Annotated in this window: 15 protein-coding genes; 7 read left to right on the forward strand and 8 right to left on the reverse strand. The window is 72.5% G+C overall.

The window, feature by feature from the left end; genetic code table 11:
• The 3 genes from CCN39_RS37035 to CCN39_RS37045 all read left to right on the forward strand — a co-directional run.
• Positions 1-357, forward strand: a 357-nt coding sequence (locus tag CCN39_RS37035; protein ID WP_086850056.1) for a histone-like nucleoid-structuring protein Lsr2, incomplete at its 5' end; no start/stop codon positions are given.
• Between the two features lie 115 nt (positions 358-472).
• A complete protein-coding gene (locus tag CCN39_RS37040; RefSeq protein ID WP_086850058.1) occupies positions 473-2,548 on the forward strand; it encodes a HelD family protein in 2,076 nt (691 codons plus the stop codon).
• A 76-nt stretch (positions 2,549-2,624) separates the two neighbouring features.
• Positions 2,625-4,022, forward strand: a complete 1,398-nt coding sequence (locus CCN39_RS37045; protein WP_086850060.1) for an alpha/beta hydrolase — start codon at positions 2,625-2,627, stop codon at positions 4,020-4,022.
• Between the two features lie 3 nt (positions 4,023-4,025).
• Here CCN39_RS37045 and CCN39_RS37050 read toward each other — a convergent pair whose 3' ends face one another.
• From CCN39_RS37050 to CCN39_RS37065, 4 genes are all read right to left on the reverse strand, one after another.
• Complete coding sequence (locus tag CCN39_RS37050) at positions 4,026-5,654, reverse strand: NAD-dependent malic enzyme (protein ID WP_086850079.1); 1,629 nt, start codon at positions 5,652-5,654, stop codon at positions 4,026-4,028.
• A 72-nt stretch (positions 5,655-5,726) separates the two neighbouring features.
• Positions 5,727-7,742, reverse strand: coding sequence for an AMP-binding protein (locus CCN39_RS37055; RefSeq protein ID WP_086850062.1), 2,016 nt, complete (start codon positions 7,740-7,742; stop codon positions 5,727-5,729).
• Positions 7,743-7,961: 219 nt separating this feature from the next.
• A complete protein-coding gene (locus CCN39_RS37060) occupies positions 7,962-8,843 on the reverse strand; it encodes a substrate-binding domain-containing protein (protein WP_244211171.1) in 882 nt (293 codons plus the stop codon).
• 357 nt (positions 8,844-9,200) lie between these two features.
• A complete protein-coding gene (locus tag CCN39_RS37065) occupies positions 9,201-10,223 on the reverse strand; it encodes a LacI family DNA-binding transcriptional regulator (RefSeq protein WP_086850066.1) in 1,023 nt (340 codons plus the stop codon).
• A 410-nt stretch (positions 10,224-10,633) separates the two neighbouring features.
• Here CCN39_RS37065 and CCN39_RS37070 point away from each other — a divergent pair, with 410 nt between their 5' ends.
• The 3 genes from CCN39_RS37070 to CCN39_RS37080 all read left to right on the forward strand — a co-directional run bounded on the left by CCN39_RS37070 (position 10,634) and on the right by CCN39_RS37080 (position 15,880).
• Positions 10,634-11,836 carry an ROK family transcriptional regulator gene (locus CCN39_RS37070; protein WP_086850068.1) on the forward strand — a complete coding sequence of 401 codons (1,203 nt, stop codon included), beginning with the start codon at positions 10,634-10,636 and terminating at the stop codon, positions 11,834-11,836.
• Between the two features lie 191 nt (positions 11,837-12,027).
• Positions 12,028-13,272, forward strand: a complete 1,245-nt coding sequence (locus tag CCN39_RS37075) for a glycoside hydrolase family 27 protein (protein ID WP_086850070.1) — start codon at positions 12,028-12,030, stop codon at positions 13,270-13,272.
• A gap of 358 nt (positions 13,273-13,630) precedes the next feature.
• A complete protein-coding gene (locus CCN39_RS37080) occupies positions 13,631-15,880 on the forward strand; it encodes a glycoside hydrolase family 3 N-terminal domain-containing protein (RefSeq protein ID WP_244211172.1) in 2,250 nt (749 codons plus the stop codon).
• Positions 15,881-15,887: 7 nt separating this feature from the next.
• Here CCN39_RS37080 and CCN39_RS37085 read toward each other — a convergent pair whose 3' ends face one another.
• The 4 genes from CCN39_RS37085 to CCN39_RS37100 all read right to left on the reverse strand — a co-directional run bounded on the left by CCN39_RS37085 (position 15,888) and on the right by CCN39_RS37100 (position 19,608).
• The gene (locus CCN39_RS37085) at positions 15,888-16,532 is read right to left on the reverse strand and encodes a hypothetical protein (RefSeq protein WP_086850072.1); all 645 of its coding nucleotides are present in this window, start codon (positions 16,530-16,532) and stop codon (positions 15,888-15,890) included.
• 32 nt (positions 16,533-16,564) lie between these two features.
• Positions 16,565-17,848 carry an ABC transporter substrate-binding protein gene (locus CCN39_RS37090; RefSeq protein WP_158104580.1) on the reverse strand — a complete coding sequence of 428 codons (1,284 nt, stop codon included), beginning with the start codon at positions 17,846-17,848 and terminating at the stop codon, positions 16,565-16,567.
• 54 nt (positions 17,849-17,902) lie between these two features.
• A complete protein-coding gene (locus CCN39_RS37095; RefSeq protein ID WP_158104581.1) occupies positions 17,903-18,433 on the reverse strand; it encodes an RNA polymerase sigma factor in 531 nt (176 codons plus the stop codon).
• Between the two features lie 281 nt (positions 18,434-18,714).
• Entirely contained in the window at positions 18,715-19,608 is an 894-nt protein-coding gene (locus CCN39_RS37100; RefSeq protein ID WP_086850077.1) for a LysR family transcriptional regulator, read from the reverse strand.
• Between the two features lie 99 nt (positions 19,609-19,707).
• Between CCN39_RS37100 and CCN39_RS37105 the strand changes: the two genes are divergently transcribed.
• Positions 19,708-20,143: LLM class flavin-dependent oxidoreductase (locus tag CCN39_RS37105; RefSeq protein ID WP_143264285.1), on the forward strand; the 436-nt coding region annotated here is incomplete at its 3' end.

The raw sequence follows: 20,143 nt of genomic DNA on the forward strand, positions 1-20,143 counted from the left end.
GGCAGCACCGCCGCCCAGACCGTCCAGTTCAGCCTCGACGGCGTCACCTTCGAAATCGACCTTTCGGACCGGAACGCGACCGCCCTGCGCGGCGAACTGGCCCGGTACATCGGCGCCGGCCGCCGGGTCGGGGGGCGCAAGGTGCGGGTGGCCACCGGCCAGTCGACCACCGCCTCCGATCGCGAGCGCAACCAGCGGATCCGGGCCTGGGCGAACGCGAACGGCTTCGACGTCTCCGAGCGGGGCCGGCTCTCCTCCGAAGTCGTCGCCGCCTTCGAGCGGGTGCACGGCGACAACGCGGAATCGTCCGCGTCGTCGCCTCGAAAGCGCGCTCCGCGCAGGAAAGCCGCCGCCTGACGACCGAATACGGCAGGCGCGGCTGAAGCCGCCGGAAAGAACAAGACTGTTTTCCGGCCGAATCTCCGTGCACCCTCGATGTCACCGATCACCGGATGACAAGGGGAGCTCAGGCGTGCCCGCCAGGAACGAAATCGACGTCGAACAGGAATACCTGACCACCCTGTATGCCGAAGCGGACGCGCTGCGCGAACAGGCTCGGCTGGCCGCGGCGGACCCCGCCGGCGCGCCCTTCTGGCAGGCGGAACTGCGCCGGCTGGAGGCCGCGGAAGACGGGCTGTGCTTCGGGCGCCTCGACCTGCAGGACGGCAGCCGCCTCCACGTCGGGCGGCTCGGGCTGTTCCGCGACGACGAGCCGCTGCTGCTCGACTGGCGCGCGCCCGCGGCCCGGCCGTTCTACACCGCGACCATGGCCGACGCCCACGGCGTGCGGCGGCGGCGCCGCATCACCACCCGCGACCGGAAGGTCGTCGCGCTCGACGACGAGCTGCTGGACGCCGAAACGGAAGACGCCCTGGTCGGAGACGGCGCGCTGATGGCGGCCCTGACCGCCGAGCGCACCGGCCGGATGCGCGACATCGTCACCACGCTGCAGGCCGAGCAGGACCGGATCATCCGCGACGACCACCCCGGCGTCCTGGTCGTGCAGGGCGGCCCCGGCACCGGCAAGACCGCCGTCGCGCTGCACCGCCTGGCCTACCTGCTCTACACCCGTCCGCACCTGCGCGGCCGCGGCGTCCTGGTCGTCGGCCCGAGCCAGGTCTTCCTGACCTACATCGGGCAGGTCCTGCCCGGCCTGGGCGAGCACGCCGTGGTGACGTCGACCGTCGCCGGCCTGCACCCGGGCCTCCGCATCGGCCGGACGGACCCGCCCGAGAGCGCCGTCGCCAAGGGCCGGGCCGAGATGGCCGGCCGGATCGCGGCCGCGGTGCGGGCCCGGGTGCGGCCGCCTGCCGAGCCGGTCGGGATCGCGTTCGAACAGGAAACGCTGGTGCTGGACCCGCGCACGTGCCGGGAGGCCATCGACGCGGCGGCGCGCACGGGGTTGCCGCACAACCAGGCGCGGCTCGACTTCCAGCAGCGGATCGTCGCCGCGCTCGCGCGGGACCTGCTCGACCGCATGGAGAACGTCGTGTTCACCGAGACCGGCGAGGCCCTCGACGGCGGCAGCGCCGACGGCCGGCTCAGCGACGCCGACCTGCGTGCGCTGGCCGCCGCCGGCGTCGTGGTCGACCCCGGCCAGGACGGCCCGCGGCAGCTGCTCGACGAGACCGACGCGGCCCGGCTGCGCACCGCACTGCTGGCGGACGCGGAGGTGACGGCCGTGCTGGACGAGGTGTGGCCGCCGCTGACCGCGCCGGAGGTGGTGGCCGACCTGCTCGGCGTCCCCGGCGGCTCCTGGAGCGCGGCGGACGTGCCGCTGCTCGACGAGGCCGCCGCCGTGCTCGGCGACCTCGCCGGTGCGACGTTCGGGCACGTGGTCGTCGACGAGGCGCAGGAACTGTCCGCGATGGCGTGGCGGATGCTGCTGCGGCGGTGCCCGACCCGGTCGATGACCGTCGTCGGCGATCTCGCGCAGACCGGCGACCCGGCCGGTGCGACGTCGTGGGCGGGCCTCCGCCCCCCGGCTTCCAGCTTACCGGGGACCACCGACAGTTCCGGGCGGGACGACGGGCCGGGGTCGCATGTGGACGGTCGATGGCGGCTGGCGGAGCTGACCGTGAACTACCGCACGCCGGCGGAGATCATGGCGGCCACCGCCGGGTTGTTCGCCGCCCACCACCCCGGTCTCCGGCCGCCCCGGTCCGTCCGCCGCACCGGGGAACACCCGTGGCGGCGGCGCACCGCGGTCGCGGAGCTGCCCGGTGTCCTCGCGGAGCTCGCCGGCGGCCACGAGGACGGCCGGCTGGCGATCATCGCCCCGGCGGCGCACCACGACCGGATCACGGCGGCCGTGCCGGTGCGCACGCCACCCGACCTCACCGACCCCGTCGTCGTGCTGAGCCCCCGGCAGGCCAAGGGCCTGGAATTCGACGTCGTGATCGTCGTCGACCCGGCCGCGATCCTCGCCGGTCCGTTGGGGCACAACGATCTCTACGTCGCCATGACCCGCGCCACCCGGCAGCTGGGGATCCTGCACCCCGGCCCGCCGCCCGCCGAGCTGGCCGGCATCCGGGAACGCTCCCACTGACCGATCGGCCCTTGTGGTCCAGACCCGGGCGCCCTACGGTCGGCGGGGTCCGGGTCGTCGCGGGGAGGAGCCTCGGGTGCTGGGAACCGTTCTGGCGAGCGCACTTCTGCTGACCGGCGCCGCGCCCGCCGTGGCCGACGCCGGCTGGACGCCGTCACCGATCGTCTGGACCGCCTGCCCCGACGACCCGGACAACCCCGCTCCGCCGGACGGCGAGTGCGGCACGCTGCGGGTGCCGCTCGATTGGCGTTCACCGCACGGGCCGTCGATCTCCCTCGCGGTGGCCCGGCACCGCGCCACGGATTCCGCACACCGCCTCGGGGTGCTGCTGGCGGATTTCGGCGGCCCCGGCTCGTCGAACGCGGAACTCGCCGTGACGCCGAGCGTGTTCAGCCCGGAGGTCCGGGCCCGGTTCGACGTCGTCGGCTTCGACGTGCGCGGCACCGGCCGCAGTGCGTTCATCGAGTGCGAGAACACGGGCGAGGCGCCGAGCGACGAGCCGGCCGGGCCGGCCGAGTTCGCGGCGCTGCGGACCTACAGCGAGCACAAGATCTCCGCGTGCCGGGCCCGCAACCTCCCCGTCTTCGACCACGCCGACACCGGCGTCAACGCCCAGGACATGGACGCGGTCCGCCGCGCGCTGGGCGAAGCGCGGATCAGCTTCTTCGGCATCTCCTACGGCACGCTGCTCGGCCAGCAGTACGCCGAAGAGCACGGCGACCGGGTGCGGGCGCTGGTGCTCGACAGCTCCATCGACCACAGCGCCGGCCTCGGCCGGTTCCTCGGCGACCGGGCCGCCGCCGCGGACGACGCGTTCCGCCAGTTCGCCGCGTGGTGCGACCGGACGACGACCTGCGCGCTGCACGGCCAGGACGTCTTCGCCGCCTGGGAAAAGGCCCTCGCGATGACCGCCGCGGTGCCCCGGGCGCAGAGCGAACTGCGCGACCGGGTGCTGAAGGACATGTACCACCCGGTCTGGGACGACCTGGGCCAGGCGATCGCCGACGCCGCCGCCGGCAATCCGCCGATGACCGCGCAGTTCTCCTACAACTACGAATCCATCCGCCTGGCCGTCGTCTGCCAGGACTTCGACCTCCGGATCCGGAGTTTCGCGCAGTACTCGGTGCTGCACGCCGAAGAGCTGCGCCGCGGGCCGCTCATGCGCGGCAGCACGCTGAGCCACGGCGAAGCGATGGCGTGCCTGGGCGTCCAGGGCCCGCCGTCGAACCCGCCGCACCGGCTGAGCGTCCCGCGAGCGCCGCGGATCCTCCTGCTGAACTCCCGCCACGACCCGGCGACGCCGTACGCCTGGGCCCTCGCCATCCACCGCCAGGCCCCGGCGAACACGACGTTGCTGACGTACGAGGGCTCGGGCCACGGGGTCTTCGACCGGAACACCTGCACCCGGTCGGCCGTGGACCGCTACCTGCTGGCGCTGGCGGCGCCGGAGCACGACGTCAGCTGCCCGGCCTGACCGCTACCGGTATCCGGGAGTCCACCGGCTCTCCCGCACCGCCTTCGCGACTTCGTCTTCGCTCTGCTCCGGCGCGACGCCGTCCGCGACCGCTTGGACGGCGACCGCGGTCGCGATGCGGGTCGCGATCTCCGGGACGTCGGTCCACGCGGGCAGCAGCGGTTCGTCCGGGTCGGCCAGCGCCGGGGACGCCTCGCCGAGGGTCTTGGCCGCCACGCGCATCATCGCGTCGGTGACCCGGGTGGCGCCGACGGCCGTCACCGCCAGCCCGATCGCGGGGAAGATGTAGACGTTGTTGCACTGCGCGATCCGGCGTTTCCGCCCGTGCCGCTCGACCGGCGCGAACGGGGAGCCGGTCGCGACGAGGGCCCGGCCGTCGGTCCACTCGTCGAGCTCGCGCGGGTGCGCTTCGGCGCGGCTGGTGGGGTTGGAGAGCGGGAAGATGATCGGCCGGTCGGTCTTGGCCGCCAGTTCGCGCACGATGTCCTCGGTGAACGCGCCGGCCGCCGTCGACAGGCCGAGCAGCACCCCGGCGTCGACGTGGTGGACGACGTCGGCCAGTCCGGTGCCGTTCCAGTCCCGGACGCGCTTCGCCGGTTGCGCGAACCGGCGCTGCCCGTCCGAAAGCCCGGTCCGGTCGTCGGTGAGCAGCCCGTCGATGTCGACCACCCAGATGCGTTCGGCGGCTTCGGCGTCGGAGAGCCCCTGCACCACCATTTCCTGGCGGATCATTTCCAGCACGCCGATGCCGGCCGAGCCCGCGCCGAGCATGACGACCTGCTGCTGTGACAGGGGCCGTCCCGCTGTCTCGGCCGCGCCGTGCAGCGCGCCGAGCGTGACCGCGGCGGTGCCCTGGATGTCGTCGTTGAAGGTGAGCAGTTCGCCGCGGTAGCGCTCGAGGATCGGCAAGGCGTGCGACGTCGCGAAGTCCTCCCACTGGAGGAGCACGTCCGGCAGTTCCGCGCGGACCGCCGTGACGAACTCGTCGACGAAGGCGTAGTACTCGTCGTCACCGATCCGGCGGTGGCGCCACCCGAGGTAGTTCGGATCTTCGAGCCGTTCGACGTTGTCGGTCCCGACGTCCAGCACGACCGGCAGCGTGCGGGCCGGATCGATGCCGCCGATGAGGGTGTACAGCGAAAGTTTCCCGATCGGGATCCCCATCCCGCCGATCCCCTGGTCCCCGAGGCCGAGGATGCGCTGCCCGTCGGTGACGACGATGACGTCGACGTCCTCGTTCGGCCGGTTCCGGAGCACCTCCTCGAGCCGGCCCCGATCGGGGTAGGAGACGAACAGGCCGCGCGGGCGGCGGTAGATGTCGCTGAACCGTTCGCACGCCTCGCCGACCGTGGGCGTGTAGACGATCGGCAGCATTTCTTCGACGTGCTCGGCGAGGAGCCGGTAGAACAGCGTTTCGTTGCGGTCCTGGAGGGCTCGCAGGTAGATGTGCTTGTCCAGATCGTCCCGGCGGCGGGAAAACTCCTGGTAGGTGTGGGCGACCTGGTCGTCCAGGGATTTCACCGCGTACGGCAGCAGACCGAGCAGTCCCAGGTCGGCGCGTTCGGCACGGCTGAAGGCCGTCCCTTTCGTCGTCAACGGGTCGAACAGCCTGGTCTGTCCTTTGTGTACCATCAGCTCCTCCGCGGGCCGGGTGCGGTCGTCCACACCCGACCCTGCCACAGGAGCCGCCGCGGGGCAGGCCGGTCACCAGCGGTAGTTGCGGCGCAGCGCCCGCTTCACCACTTTCCCGGTCGCATTGCGGGGCAGCTCGTCGACGAACACGACATCCCGCGGCACCGCGAACCGCGCCAGCCGCTCGCGCACGTGCGAGCGCACCGTGTCCGCGTCCAGCTGGGCCCCCGGGACCAGCACCAGGTAAGCCGCCAGGCGCTGGCCGTACTTGGCGTCGCGGACTCCGACCACCGCCGCCTCGCGGACCTCCGGCAGGCTCAGCAGGATTTCCTCCACCGGCGCCGGGGCCACGTTCTCGCCGCCGGACACGATCATCTCGTCCTCGCGGCCCTGGACGAACAGCAGGCCGTTCGCGTCGACGTAGCCGCGGTCGCCCGTGTCCATCAGGCCGTCGCGGACGTCCAGCTGCGCTCCGTCGGTGTACCCGTCGAACAGCAGGCGGTTGCCGACGTACAGGCGGCCCGTCGCGCCGGGTGGGACCGGGTTGCCCGCCCGGTCCAGGACGCGGATCGCCGTGCCGATCGGGGGACGGCCCGCCGTTCCCCGGGCCGCGCGGAGGTCGCGGGGGCCGGCGATCGCCGCCCAGGAGACCTCCGTCGAGCCGTACAGGTTGTAGAGGATGTCGCCGAACGCGTCCATGAACTCCTCGCCCAGCCGGCCCGGCAGGCCCGCGCCGGAGCTGGCGACCACGCGCAGCGAGGACAGGTCGTAGCGCGCCCGGGTCTGCTCCGGCAGGTCCAGCAGCCGCCGCAGCATCGTCGGCACCGCGAACAGCGCCGTGCACCGCTGCCGCTCGATCATCGACAACGTCGCTTCGGGGTCGAACCGCCGGGGCAGCACCAGGCCCGCCCGCAGCGCCATGCCGAGCTGGAGCGCGGCCAGGCCCCAGGTGTGGAACAGCGGGGCGGCGACCAGGATCGGTTCCCCCGCCCGCAGCGGGATCTCCGACAGCACCGCGGCGGAGTCGGCGACGTTGTTCGGCGTCGGGCGGCGCGCGCCCTTCGGCGGGCCGGACGTGCCCGAAGTGAGCACGACGAGCCGGCCGGGCTTGGCCGGCGGGGCGATCCGGGCGGGTTCCTGCGCTTCGATCAGTTCTTCGATCGTCGGCCCGTGCCACCCGTTGCCGGGTGGCCAGGTCCACAGCTGCGGGATCTCCGGCGGCAGCTGCCCGCGCAGGGCGGCGAACTCGGCGTCGGCGAGGACGAGCTGGGAGCCGTGCCGCAGGGTGAACTCCGCCGCCTGCCCTAGGGCCAGCCCGGTGTTCATCAGGGCCACGTCCGCACCCAGCTTGCTGCAGGCGATCATCGCCTCGACCATCGCGTTGTGGTTGCGGCACATCAGGAGTACCCGCGACCCCTCGGTGATGTCGTAGCGCTTCAGCACCCCGGCCAGCCGGGTGGTGCGGTCGTCGACCTCGCCGAAGGTCCGCTCGGAGCGCTCGTCGCACAGCGCGAGGGACTCCGGCGCGCGGCGGGCCACCGCCTCGTAGCCGCCGGCCAGGGTCGAGCCCCAGCGGCCCACCGCCCTCAGCTGCCGCAGCGTCCCGGTGGGCTGGGCCGGGGTGAGGACACCGGCCCGGACCAGGATCCGCGCCAGCTCGCGCTTCGACGGGCGGGGCGGCAGCGGATCGGCCGCGGGGACGCCGCCGAGGTGGTCGCTGATCGCCGCGACCGCGTCCAGGATCCGCTGCCGGATCCGCGGGAGGGCCGGCGACCGGCCGTCGAGCAGGGTGAGCAGGAGGGTGATCGCGCAGCCTTCGGGTACCGCGCGCAGCACGACGGACATCCGGTGCCGGCGGCCGGACCAGGCCAGGTGCTCGTCCCGGCGGTGGACGAAGATCTCGGCCTCGCCCTCGCCGCCGGCGCGGTACCGGTAGCGGGCGCCCCGGCCGGTCGCCTCGGAAACCGGCTCGCACGCGGTGATCCCGCGGACGAACCGCGGGTAGAGCTGCGGGCTGCCGACGATCGTCCACACCGCCGCGGGGGTGTGGGGAACGGTGACGGTGATCTCGAGGAGTTCCGGCTCCATCAGGACGCAACGGGAGGTGTCGCCGGCACGGTGGTCATGACTCGGCTTTCTCCCTTTGTCGATCCGGGGGTTCGGCCTTTCGGCCGGTACGCCGAGCATCCGTTTGCGCCGGCCGTCGTGTCAACACGCGGTCGCACGATTCGATGTATTCAATCGCGAAGAGCGAGCAAAAACCAGGGAACCGCGGAACGCTTCACGTGTTTCTCACGCCGGCGCGGATCACCACGGCGGCGGGCCGGTGCTGCCCCGGACCACCAGCGACACCGGAACCCGTTCCAGGGTCGCCGCCCGGACTCCCGACCTGATCTCGCCGACCAGCGTCCGCACCACCTGGTCGCCGAGTTCGCCGAACGCCTGCCGGACGGTGGTCAGCGGCGGCCAGAAGCTCCCGGCCTCGGCCATGTCGTCGAACCCGACCACGCTGACCTCGCCCGGCACCGAACGGCCGGATTCGTGCAGCGCCCGCAGCAACCCCAAGGCCATCTGGTCGTTGGCCGAGAAGACCGCGGTGACCGCCGGGTCGTGGGCCAGCACCCGGCCCAGTGTGTACCCCGACTCGGCCGTCCAGTCCCCCACCACCGGCACCGGGACCGTCCGGTCGAACCGCGCCAGCGTGCGCCGCCAGGCCCGTTCCCGGTGTTCGGCCGCGAACGAATCCGACGGCCCCGCGATGTGCCACACCGTCTCGTGCCCCAGGTTGAGCAGGTGCTCGGTCGCCAGCACCGCACCCTGCGCCTGATCGGTGTCGACCGTCGGATAACCGGCCCGCGCGTTCGAATCGACGACCACCACCGGGATGTCCTCCGGGAAAACGATTCCGGGCCAATCCAGGTCGTATTCTTCGACGAGCACGGCCAGCCCGTCGACGTCGTGGTTCCGCAGCTCCCGGAAGGCGTCGGTGACCGCCTCGCGGGTCGGTTTGCCCAGCGGCATCAGCTTGATCGCGTACCCCTCGGCCGCGGCCGCCCGCGCGATGGCGTCGAGGGTCCGGCTGTTGCCGAGCGTGGTCAGGGTCGAGGTGAGCACGCCGATCGAGCGCGCCGGGTCCGGCAGCACCACGGCCGTGCCACCGCAGAGGTCCCCTCTGGTTCGTCCCGGCACGCTGCCCACCCCTCATCGGTCATCCACGCAACGGCTTCGGTCACTTCGAGGTCACCACAGCGACCGGCGATGTTCACCTTGACGTGGGCAACACCGTCGTTCGCGACGCTCGTCAGCCACCCGCCATCCCGCTGTGAGAAGCGGCTCCGACCTGGGCACCCGGATCGCCGAAGGCCCGGGCGGCCGACCGCCGTTCCGGGCGGCTCGTGAACAAGATCACTAAGCGACCGCTCAGTAACATGCTAACACTCTGGCGAGTTCCCGCCTCCCACCGGCGCCGAGGGCGGGGCACCCCGCCCTCGGAACACCACGGTGGCGCACCCCGAGAGGGGGTGCGGCCGTCGGCCGCACCCCCTCTCAGGCCGACTCCCGGACGACGAGCGTCGTGCCCAGCACCACCCGCCGCGGCTGGACGGCCGTGCCGTCGAGGAGCGCGAGCAGTTCTCCCGCCGAGCGGGCGCCGAGGGCCTCGACCGGCTGGCTCACCGTCGTCAACGGCGGGTCCGTGGTGCGCGCGACCGGCGCGTTGTCGAAGCCGACGACCGCGACGTCGTCCGGGACGCGGCGGCCGGCGCGGCGCAGGGCCCGCAGCACGCCGACCGCCATGACGTCGGATGCCACGAACACCGCGTCCAGCTTCGGTCGCCGATCCAGCAGGCGCCGCATCGCGTGTTCGCCGGAGGCCTGCCCGAAGTCGCCGTGGGCCACCGATCCCGCGTCGACGACGCCCGATCCCGCGACCGCGGCGACGTAGCCGGCGAGCCGGTCCCGGCCCGGCGCCATGTCCTTCGGGCCGGCGACGGTCGCGATCCGCTGCCGCCCGGCGGCCTGGAGGTGGCGCACCGCGGCTTCGGCGCCCCCGCGGTTGTCCACGTCCACGTAGGTGTACCGGCCGGGGTCGGGGACCATCGGCCGGCCGGCGCTGACGACCGGGAAGTCCGCGTGGGACAACGCCGTCGTGCACCGCGCGTGCGTGCTCACGAACAGCGCCCCGTCGACGTGCCCCGCGCCGAGGTAGCGGAAGGTCGTGGCCTGGGCCGCCGCCTGCATCATCAGCACCACGGCCTGCACGCCCGCCGCGGTGAACTCGCGGTTGATGCCGCCCATGATGCGGCCGAAGAACGGATCGGAGAACATGCGCAGGCCGTCCTCGCACATCACGACGGCCACCGTGCCCGTCCGCCGCCCCTCCCCCGCCCGGGCCGCGCGCTGCCGGACGTACCCGAGGGTGCGCACGGCTTGTTCGACCTGGCGCCGGGTCTGGGCGCGGACCTGCGGGAATCCGTTGAGCACGCGGGACGCCGTGGCCGACGAGACACCGGCGGCCCGGGCCACGTCGGCCAGGGTCGGCCGCGGATCGGGAAGGTCGAGAACGGTCATGGTCACCTCCGTGGGGACGGCACGCACCGGGGCGCTTCCGCTCGGTCCCCGTTGTCGGGAAAGCAGTGCGAAAAACGCACTGTTAACGCTAACATTTTGCCGGAAAGGCAATCCTCGCTCGCCGAGGGCATCGGCGGGCGACGGCGCTAGCGGGGATCGGCGCGACGGGGGCCGGGATACCGGTTCTTGGTCACATTCGCACATCCTCGGGCGAGTGGGTTCGAACGGGTTAGCCGCGGAGCGTCCGGTGATCTTTTGACCGTTTGCTCGGCAGCATTGATGCTGGAACCAGGCGCCCCAATGTGTCAACGGGCTGAACAAAAGTGCCCGGAAAGTCGTGATCCGCCGTCGAATGCCGTCGAACGGGTTCAGCCCTTGCCGGCCCGGCGCCGGCCGGGTACACCTCGGATGTGGCGACACAGCACCCGGGAGCGCGCCCGGGGAACCACGAACGGGTCGTCGAGCTCCTGCGCACCCGCGGCCCGTTGACCCGGGCGGACATCGCCCGGCTGCTGAACGTTTCGCGGGCGACGGTGTCGAACGTCGTCGGCGCGCTGTACCAGGACGGCCTGATCGTGGAGAGCGGCAGCCCGGGCGCCGGCGGGCCGCCGAAACAGGGCCGGCCGGGCACCCTGCTCACCCTCAACCCGTCGGCCGGCGCGGTCGTCGGCATCGACTTCGGGCACACCCACATCCGCGTGATCGTCGCCGACCTGGCGCACACGGTGCTCGCCGAGCAGCTCCGCCCGCTCGACCGGGACCACGACGCGCGCGACTCGCTGCGGATCGCCGCCGCGCTGGCGCGGGACGCGCTCGCCACCGCGGGGATCAAGACCGGCAAAGTGATCGGCGTCGGCGCCGGGCTGCCCGGTCCGGTCAACACGCTGACCGGCACGGTCGGGTCGTCCAGCATCGCGCCGAGCTGGGTCGGGCTGCGCCCGGCCGAGGAGCTCAGCGCGCTGCTCGGGCTGCCGGTGATCGTCGACAACGTCGGCAACCTCGGCGCGCTGGCCGAAGTCACCTGGGGCGCCGGCCAGGGCGCCCAGGTCGCCGTCTACATCAAGCTCGGCACGGGTGTCGGCGCTGGGTTCGTCCTGGGCGGCAGGCTGTTCCGCGGTTCCTGCGGCACGGCGGCGGAGTTCGGGCACATGACCGTCGACCCCTCCGGGCGGATCTGCCGCTGCGGCAACCGGGGCTGCCTCGAGACCTACGTCAGCCTGCCCACGCTGCTGGACCAGCTGCGCGCCCGCCACGGCACCGAACTCGCGGCCGGCGACCTGATCCGCCACGCCGTCGCGGGCGACCGCGCCTGCGTCCGGGTGCTGACCGACGCGGGCCACCGCCTCGGCACCGCCATCGCCGTCCTGGGCAACCTGGTCAACCCGGACCGGGTGATCATCGGCGGGGAACTGGCCGCGGCGTACGAAATCCTGCTCCCACCGCTGCGCAGCGCCCTCCTGCGCGACGCGCTTCCGTTCGCGGGCGCGCAGGTGTCCGTCCGCAAAGGACAGTTGGGGGACCGGGCGGTGGCTCTCGGCTCGGTGGTGACGGTCCTGCACGCCACCGCCCGGCTCGCCGACCGCGCCCGCGCCGTGGCCGCGGCTTCGCGCTGAAAGTTTCACCTTTCGCGCTGGGCCGGCCGGGTGGTGCCGCCGGCCGGGCCGGGCCCGCGTCCGCCGCAGGTCCCGGCGGGTACTCCCCCTGCCGCACCGCCGTTTCGCCCCCGGGACGGGCTGGACAGGCACCGCCGCGAACGGCCACTTTCTCCTCACGACCGCACCGGTTTTCGACGGGAGTCAGCCGCATGGGAAACGCCTCACCCGGCCGGCGCCGGGCCCGGACCCTGGCCTGCGCACTGGCTGTCGCGGCTTCGGGCGTGCTGCCGGCGGCACCCGCCGTCGCGGCCGCCGCCCCGATTTCGGCGCCGCCGATGGGCTGGGCGTCGTGGAACACGTTCGCGGCGAAGATCACCGCGAACGTGATCAAGGCGCAGGCGGACGCCCTGGTGTCGTCGGGCATGCGGGACGCCGGCTACACCTACGTCAACATCGACGAAGGCTGGTGGCAGGGCACGCGCGACGCCTCGGGGAACATCACGGTCGACCTGAACGAGTGGCCGGGCGGCATGAAGGCGATCGCGGACTACCTGCACGGCAAGGGCCTCAAGGCGGGCATCTACACGGACGCGGGCAAGAACGGCTGCGGCTACTACTACCCGACCGGCCGCCCGGCCGCGCCGAACAGCGGCAGCGAAGGGCACTACGACCAGGACTTCCTGCAGTTCTCCCGGTGGGGCTTCGACTACGTCAAGGTGGACTGGTGCGGCGGCAGCGCCGAACACCTCGACCAGGCCCGCACGTACCAGTCGATCAGCGCGGCGATCGAGCGGGCGACCGCGCAGACCGGCCGCCCGATGGTCCTGTCGGTGTGCGAATGGGGCAGCGGCGCGCCGTGGAACTGGGCGCCGGCCATCTCGAACCTGTGGCGCACCAGCCAGGACATCATCTACTACGGCGAGCAGGCCTCGATGAGCCGCGTCCTGGCGAACTTCGACGCGGCCCAGCACCCGTCGGCGCAGAGCCCGGGCCACTCCAACGATCCGGACATGCTGGTCGTCGGCATGCCGGGCTTCGGCGGGGCGCAGAACCGCACGCACCTGGCGCTGTGGGCCGTTTCCGGAGCGCCGCTGCTGGCGGGCAACAACGTGGCGACGATGACCGCCGACACCAGGGCGGTGCTGACCAACCGCGAGGTGATCGCGATCGACCAGGACCCCCTCGGCAAGCAGGGGGTGAAGGTGGCGGACGACCGGGCCGGGCACCAGGTGTACAGCAAGGTGCTCTCGGGATCCGGCCGCCGAGCGGTGGTCCTGCTCAACCGGGGCGGCACAGCGGCGACGATCACGGCCCGCTGGACGGACCTGGGCCTGAGCGGCCCGGCCCAGGTCCGCGACGTGTGGGCGGCCCGCACGGCGGGAACGTTCACCGGCAGCTACTCGGCTTCGGTACCGGCCGGGCAGGCGGCGCTGCTGACCATCTCGGCGGGGTGAGGTCGGGGGCTTGCCGGCCGGGCGGGCGGCAGCTATACGGCGACACCGGCCGACCTCCCGACCGCACCCCACCAAACCAGCGGCAAGTTTTCCCTCGCGCGCCACCGAAAACCAGCCCACCGGCCGGTGAGCGGCAGGTTCCCCACACCGCCGGGCACGGTCAGCCGCAATACCGGCCGTGGTTTGCCGGTGCACTTCCGCGCGTCGGCTGGTCGTCCCCCTCTCCGGCTCAGGGCCCTGCGGGCCGCCCGCACCGCCCGTTCCACGCGGCCGTCCGCCTCGGTCGTGGCTAGGCTGGGCACGCCTGACCGATCAGAGGAGTTCGCCACCGCTCATCGCCCCGCGAAAGGTCCCCGCCATGTCGCAGCAGGTGCCTCACGACACTTCGGCCAACGGTGGGGTGAACCGGCGCCGGGTGCTCGCCGGCCTCGCCGGTTCCGTTGCCTCCGCCGGGCTGCTCGCCCCCGCGGCCGAAGGACAGACCGGGCGACCGGACCGGGATCCCCGCGTCGAGGCGCTGCTCAAGCAGATGACCCTCGCCGAGAAGATCGGCCAGCTCCAGCTCGTCGGCGACGAGACCACCGCCCGCGCCGCCCTGGCCGGTGGCCGGCTCGGCGGGGTCTTCTCCGTCGTCGGTGCCGCGAAGCTCAACGCCCTGCAGCACATCGCCGTCGAGCAGACCCGGCTGAAGATCCCGCTCATCTTCGGCCTCGACGTCATCCACGGGTACACCACCAACTTCCCGATCCCGCTCGCCCAGGGCGCGAGCTTCGACCCCGCCGTCGCGGGCACCGACGCCGGAGTTTCGGCCAAGGAAGCGCGCAGCAGCGGCATCCACTGGACCTACGCGCCGATGATGGACGTCACCCACGAGCCGCGGTGGGGGCGGATCGCCGAGGGGTACGGCGAAGATCCCTACCTGGCGACGCAGTTCGCCGTCGCCAAGGTCCGCGGCTACCAGGGGAACGACTACTCCGCGCCGGACCGGGTTGCCGCCTGCGCCAAGCACTTCGTCGCCTACGGCGGGGCCGAAGGCGGGCGGGACTACAACACCGTGGACGTCTCGCTGCAGCGGCTGCACAACCTCTACCTGCCGCCGTTCAAGGCCAGCGTCGAAGCGGGCGTCGCCACCGTCATGGCGAGCTTCAACACCATCAGCGGTGTCCCGGCCCACGGCAACGGCTACGTCCTGCACGACCTCCTCAAGGGCGCCTACGGCTTCCGCGGGTTCGTCGTCAGCGACTACACCGGCATCGAGGAACTGATCCTGCACGGCCTGGCCGGCGACGGCGCGGACGCCGCGGCGGCCGCGCTCCCCGCCGGGGTCGACATGGAGATGGTCAGCACGAACTACGCCCGCTTCGCCGAGCGGCTGCTGGCCGAGCGCCGGATCACCCGCGACCAGCTCGACGACGCCGTCCGCCGGATCCTGCTCGTCAAGTTCCGGCTCGGCCTGTTCGAACGCCCGTACGCCGACGAAGCGGCCGAAGTGAAAGCGCCTTCCGCGGCCGCGCTCGCCGCGTCGCGGCAGGCCGCCGGGCGGTGCATGGTGCTGCTCAAGAACGACGGCCCCGTGCTGCCGCTGGCGAAGACCGTCGGCTCGGTCGCCGTCGTCGGGCCGCTCGGCGCGGCGACCTACGACCTCAACGGCACCTGGGCGGGCCTCGGCACCGGCGCCGGGACGACGCCGCCGGTGACCGTCGTCGACGGGATCAAGGCGGCCGCGCCCGGCGCCACCGTGAGCTACACCCCCGGCTGCACCGTCGACGGGACGGACACCGGTGGGTTCGCCGCCGCGCAGCAGGCCGCGCGGGCCGCCGACGTGACGGTCGTGGTGGTCGGCGAAACCGCCGCGATGAGCGGCGAAGCGGCGGCCCGCAGCACCATCGACCTCCCCGGCGTGCAGCAGCAGCTGGTGGCCGCGATCGAGGAGACCGGGAAACCCTTCGTGGTCGTGCTGGTCAACGGCCGCCCGCTGACGATCCCGTACCTGCACGACAACGCTCCCGCCATCCTCGAGGCGTGGGCTCCCGGCGTGCAGGGCGGTCACGCGATCGCGGACGTCCTCTTCGGCGTGGTGAACCCGGGCGGCAAGCTGCCGGTGAGCTTCCCGCGCGCGGTCGGCCAGATCCCGGTCTACTACAACCACGAGAACACCGGACGCCCCGCCGACCCGGCCAACAAGTACACGTCCAAGTACCTCGACCTGGCGAGCGGACCGCTCTACGAGTTCGGCCACGGCCTGTCCTACACCACGTTCCGCGTCGACGGCCTGCGGCTGTCGGGCCCGCGCCTGCCCGCTCGCGGCGGCCGGATCGACGTCAGCGCCACCGTCACCAACACCGGCGGCCGCGCGGGCGACGAGGTCGTCCAGCTCTACCTGCGCGACCCGGTGGCGAGCATCGTCCAGCCGGTGCGGCGGCTGCGCGGCTTCCGGCGGGTGACGCTGGCCGCGGGCGCGTCGACGACGGTTTCGTTCACCCTCACCCCGGACGACGTCGGCTTCTACGACAACACCGCCCGGTTCCGCGTCGAGCCGGGGCAGATCGAGGTCTACGTCGGCACCAGCTCCGCGGCCACGCTTTCGGCGAGCTTCACCGTGGTCTGACCGCGGCTCAGCCGGCGGATGCGTGCACGGCCGGGAGGTGCAGCCACGCCCGGGTCGTGGTCTCCTTCACGGCCGCGAACACCGAGGTGTAGCTCCCGGGATCGCCGAGCTGGATGTGGCGGATGACCTCTTCGTAGAACCAGTTCGACGTGATGACCGCGATGTCCCCCTCCGAGACCGACAGTGCGTCCTTGACCGCCCGGGAATCGAGGAGCCGGAACGTGTGGATGATCGCCGACCCGGTGAAACCGTGCGCATCGCGGGTTATCTCGCCCGCGTGCAGCGCCATCCGCAGCCGGATCTGCTCTTCGGCGGTGTGTGCGATGTTGTGCGCGAGCAGGTTCTTCGCGAGTTCCTGCGGGACCCGTTCCCCGAAGACGGCCTTCGGATACGCTCCCGGCGCCAGCAGGAGCACCCCGTCGCCGAGGTCGCTGCGGTGGCAGCCCTGCCACCGGACGCCCGAGGTGGTCAGGGCCTCCTCGACCGCGCGGTACAGCCCGGATCGGACGGCGACCCGGTGGAGATTGGTCCGTTCCGGAGCGTTGAAGCGTTCGACGTCGACGGCGAGGATCGTGTAGTGCATGGCGTCCGCGATGGGCTTGATCCTTTGCTCGGTGGCCCGCTGGGGGGCCGGGGTCTTCCGGTAGGGCATCTGTTCTCCTGGTTTCGCGGGTGGGTGGCCGGTCAAGATCCCGGCCGCCCGGACATGAGCATGGTCGTGACGGTGAACGGCGTGGACAGCATCTTCTGGCTCAGCATCAGGTCCGCGACGCGCTGGAGGTCGCCGAGGTCCACGTAGGCGGGGTAGCTGCCGACCCGGACCTCACGGGCGGTCCCGGCGTCGATTCCCAGGTACTGCTGGAACACCTGCTCGCGGACGTCGCGGTTCTGAACGTCGCCGACGCCGCGGGCGAGTGCCCGCTGGAAAGCGCCGATCACCTCCGGCCGGCTCGCGGCGAAACTCGCCGGGGCGACCCAGCCGGACATGGGGATCTCGAAGTTCAGGTCGAGCCCGAGATCGAGCAGCTGGACCGCGCCGGCTTCGGCGGCCCTCGTCACGAACGGTTCGGCGACGACGGCGCCGTCGATCTCGCCGCGCTGCATCGCCGGGACCATCGCCCGCATGTCCATGGTCTTCCAGTCGATGTCGGCCGGATCTCCGCCGGCCTGCCGGATCTCCGAGATCGCGAGCAGGTCCGAGATCGATCCCCGGCTGGTGACCCCGATCCGCTTGTGCGCGGCCTGGTCGGGCCGGGTGAAGGAACGGTTCGGTGCGCCGACGAGCATCAGGTGGCCGGGTTTGGCGACATAGGCCGGTGCGATGACCTTCAGGTCGGCCGCGTGGGTGGCCTGTGCCATGAACATCCCCGGATAGCTGCTGAACGCGATGTCGATCCGGCCCGTCTGAAGCCCGCGAACCGCTTCCGGGCCGCTGGCCACGGTGATGACCTGGACGTCCAGGCCGGCCGAGCGGAAGTACGCCTGGTCGACGGAGCGGTAGAAGGCCGCGACGTCGACGAGGGGCAGTACGCCCACGCGGACCGTGATCGGCGGCGGCGCCGCCGGTTGCCCGGACCCGCGGTACCAGTAGAAGCCGCCGACGACGGCCGACAAGGCCAGCACCACCGTCAAGACGACCGCGGCCGCCTGCTGCCGGCGCTTGCCGGAGGCCCGACCGTGGCCCGCGGCGAGGTCGTACCCGGCGGTGTCGCGGCGTCCGGCTTTCCGCCGCGACCCCACCAGCCACAGCGGCACCTCGACGGCGGCCGGCCGCGCGTCCGGGCCGTGGCCGCTGACGGCGAGGAGCTCCCGGCGACCGGCCCGACGGCGACGCGCGGCGTGGTCGGCCCCGAGGCCACCCCGTTCCGACGGCGCGGAGCCCAGCGCGCACCGAAGATCCGCCAGGCGCCGGTCGAGCTCGACGTCGTCGATTTCGCCGTCCGTTCGGCCGAACCATCCGAGAACCATGCTCCCCGCTCCTTTGCTCGTTCTGTCCATTGCGCTCAGCCGGCTCACGTGATCTCAGCGGTGGATGCCGAGAGCCCGCCGGAGCCTTTCTCGACCTTTCTTGTAACGGCGCTGCACCATCCGAAGGCTGATTCCCAGGATCCGCGCCGTTTCCGGTAGGGAGAGTTCGTCCAGGCAGACCAGCGTCACGACCACTTGCAGGTCTTCGGGGAGCGCGCGGAGTGCGTCCAGGGCGTCGATGATCTCGGCACGCCGGTCCGCGAAATCCTCTTCCCGCAGGGTTTGCACGGTGATCAGGCTCTCCGCCGGCAGCAACACCTCCCGGCGGTCGGTTCGCGACTGATCGATCACGAGATGGCGAGCGATCGTCAGCGCCACCGGAACCAGGTTCGCCGCCTCGACATCGGGGTTGCGGTCGAGGTGGTGGCTGAGCCGCAGTACCGTTTCGGCGACGATGTCGTCCGGGTCCGCACGGCGGCTGTGAACGCACGCATATCTCCGGACCTGCGGACCGACGAGCTCGAAAAGTTCGGTGAGGTACGGCCTCCCTTGATCGACGGGCCAGGTTTCCCGGTCACTGGTCACACTCACTCGCCTTCGACGAGCCGCCGGCCGGCACGGCGACCGCCGGCCGCCATTGCTTCGGACGGCAAGTGCACCCGCGGGCCATGCGCTTTCACAGGTGATTCCTGATCAGTGGCGTCGACGCTCATGCCCAGGAAGACGAATCGATCACGCCACCGCGACAGATATCACCCGATCGGCCGATGTCATTTCCGTGACGGAAAATCAATCGCCTACGCGATCGGCGCCTATTCGGCTCTTCGCGTGATTCATCGGATCGGAGCTGAACCGCCGTCGCTGCGCTACCCGGCGCGGCGTCCGTTTCGGCCCGCCGTGTCGTCGCGGAAGGCCGTCACGACGCACTCGGTCGCGCCGCTCGGGCTGTCCGCGGCCACGACGACGCTGCCGGCAATCGTGATCGCGGGCTCGAACGGGATCGACCGGACCCGGGTGGAGCGGATCTCGGCGGCCTGGTCGGCGGGCAACACCGTCCAGCTCCGTGGATCCGAGCCGACCTCGACGATCGTGTCCTGGAGCGTTCCCGCCGGCCGGCCGGCCCTCGGGCACAACCCGGTGTCGTGCAGCGCCGCGACGACGGCGTCGTGCACCGGCGGGTCGTGCTTGCGGGCGGGAACCCGCAGTGTGTGGCCGGCCAGCTCGGCGAGGCCGACCGCGCCGCGATCCGCAGCCGGATGCCGCCTGGATACCACCGCGAGCAGGGGTTCGCTCCAGGCCGGCAGCACCGTGAGCCCGGGCGCCGACCGCACGCCACGAGCCAGCGCCAGGTCGAGTTCCCCGTGCCGGAGAGCGTTGAGCCGGGCTTCGACCGGCAGATCGACGAGCACCACGTCGAACTCGGGTGCGCGCTCGCGCAGCCTGTCGATCCCCCGCTCCAGGCGGGCGGTCAGGCCGGCGGCGGTGCCGATGCGCACGGTCGCCGGAACGTCTTCGGCGGCGAGCTGGACCTGCTCGGCGGCGGCGAGCGTCTTGCGCGCCGCGTCGAGCACCCGGTGACCGGCCGCGGTGAGCCGGACCCGCCGCGGCGACCGGTCGAGCAGCCGGACGCCGAGTTCCCGTTCCAGCCGGGCGACCTGCTGGCTGACGGCCGGCTGCGCGATGTGCAACCGCTCGGCGGCCCGGCCGAAGTGCAGTTCGTCGGCGACGGTGACGAAATAGCGCAGTGCCCGCAGCTCCATCGTTTCCCGCCCGGTGTGCCATCGACGATAAGGCGAGCTTATCGCAACGCGGGCCGGTCGGATCTGGTTCGCCGCACCGGCCGGTGCTGAAGTCGGGGCATGGCAATCGAACTGGGAACGCTGGGCGCCTACGTGGCCGCCGCCGACGCGACCGCGGCGCAGGCCGTCGCCCTGGAGCAGGCCGGATACGGCGCGATCTGGCTGGCCGCGTCCCCGGCCGCCGATCTCGGCCAGGCGGAGCGGCTGCTCGAGGCCACCAGCCGGATCGTGGTCGGCACCAGCGTGCTCAACGTGTGGCAGTCCGACGCGGGCACCGTCGCGGACTCCTATCACCGGATCGCGGCCGGGCACCCCGATCGGCTCGTCATCGGGATCGGCGCCGGCCACCGGGAACAGGACGCCGGATACACCTCGCCCGTCGCGAAGGTCGCGTCCTACCGGGACGCCTTGACCGCGGCCAGCCGCAGCATCCTGGGCCCGAGGGCGGCCAGCAGCAGCCGGTCGGCGGGCACTCCGGCCGCGGTCAAGGCGTCCC

It is taken from the genome of Amycolatopsis kentuckyensis, from assembly GCF_002155975.1.
In the GTDB taxonomy this organism is placed as follows: domain Bacteria; phylum Actinomycetota; class Actinomycetes; order Mycobacteriales; family Pseudonocardiaceae; genus Amycolatopsis; species Amycolatopsis kentuckyensis.

Bases quoted from the DNA above. Each gene is read 5' to 3' on its own strand.
- CCN39_RS37075 (WP_086850070.1), top strand. From the start codon at position 12,028: ATGGGAAACGCCTCACCCGGCCGGCGCCGGGCCCGGACCCTGGCCTGC.
- CCN39_RS37085 (WP_086850072.1), bottom strand. From the start codon at position 16,532: ATGCCCTACCGGAAGACCCCGGCCCCCCAGCGGGCCACCGAGCAAAGG.
- CCN39_RS37080 (WP_244211172.1), top strand. From the start codon at position 13,631: ATGTCGCAGCAGGTGCCTCACGACACTTCGGCCAACGGTGGGGTGAAC.
- CCN39_RS37055 (WP_086850062.1), bottom strand. From the start codon at position 7,742: ATGGAGCCGGAACTCCTCGAGATCACCGTCACCGTTCCCCACACCCCC.
- CCN39_RS37100 (WP_086850077.1), bottom strand. From the start codon at position 19,608: ATGGAGCTGCGGGCACTGCGCTATTTCGTCACCGTCGCCGACGAACTG.
- CCN39_RS37090 (WP_158104580.1), bottom strand. From the start codon at position 17,848: ATGGTTCTCGGATGGTTCGGCCGAACGGACGGCGAAATCGACGACGTC.
- CCN39_RS37065 (WP_086850066.1), bottom strand. From the start codon at position 10,223: ATGACCGTTCTCGACCTTCCCGATCCGCGGCCGACCCTGGCCGACGTG.
- CCN39_RS37050 (WP_086850079.1), bottom strand. From the start codon at position 5,654: ATGGTACACAAAGGACAGACCAGGCTGTTCGACCCGTTGACGACGAAA.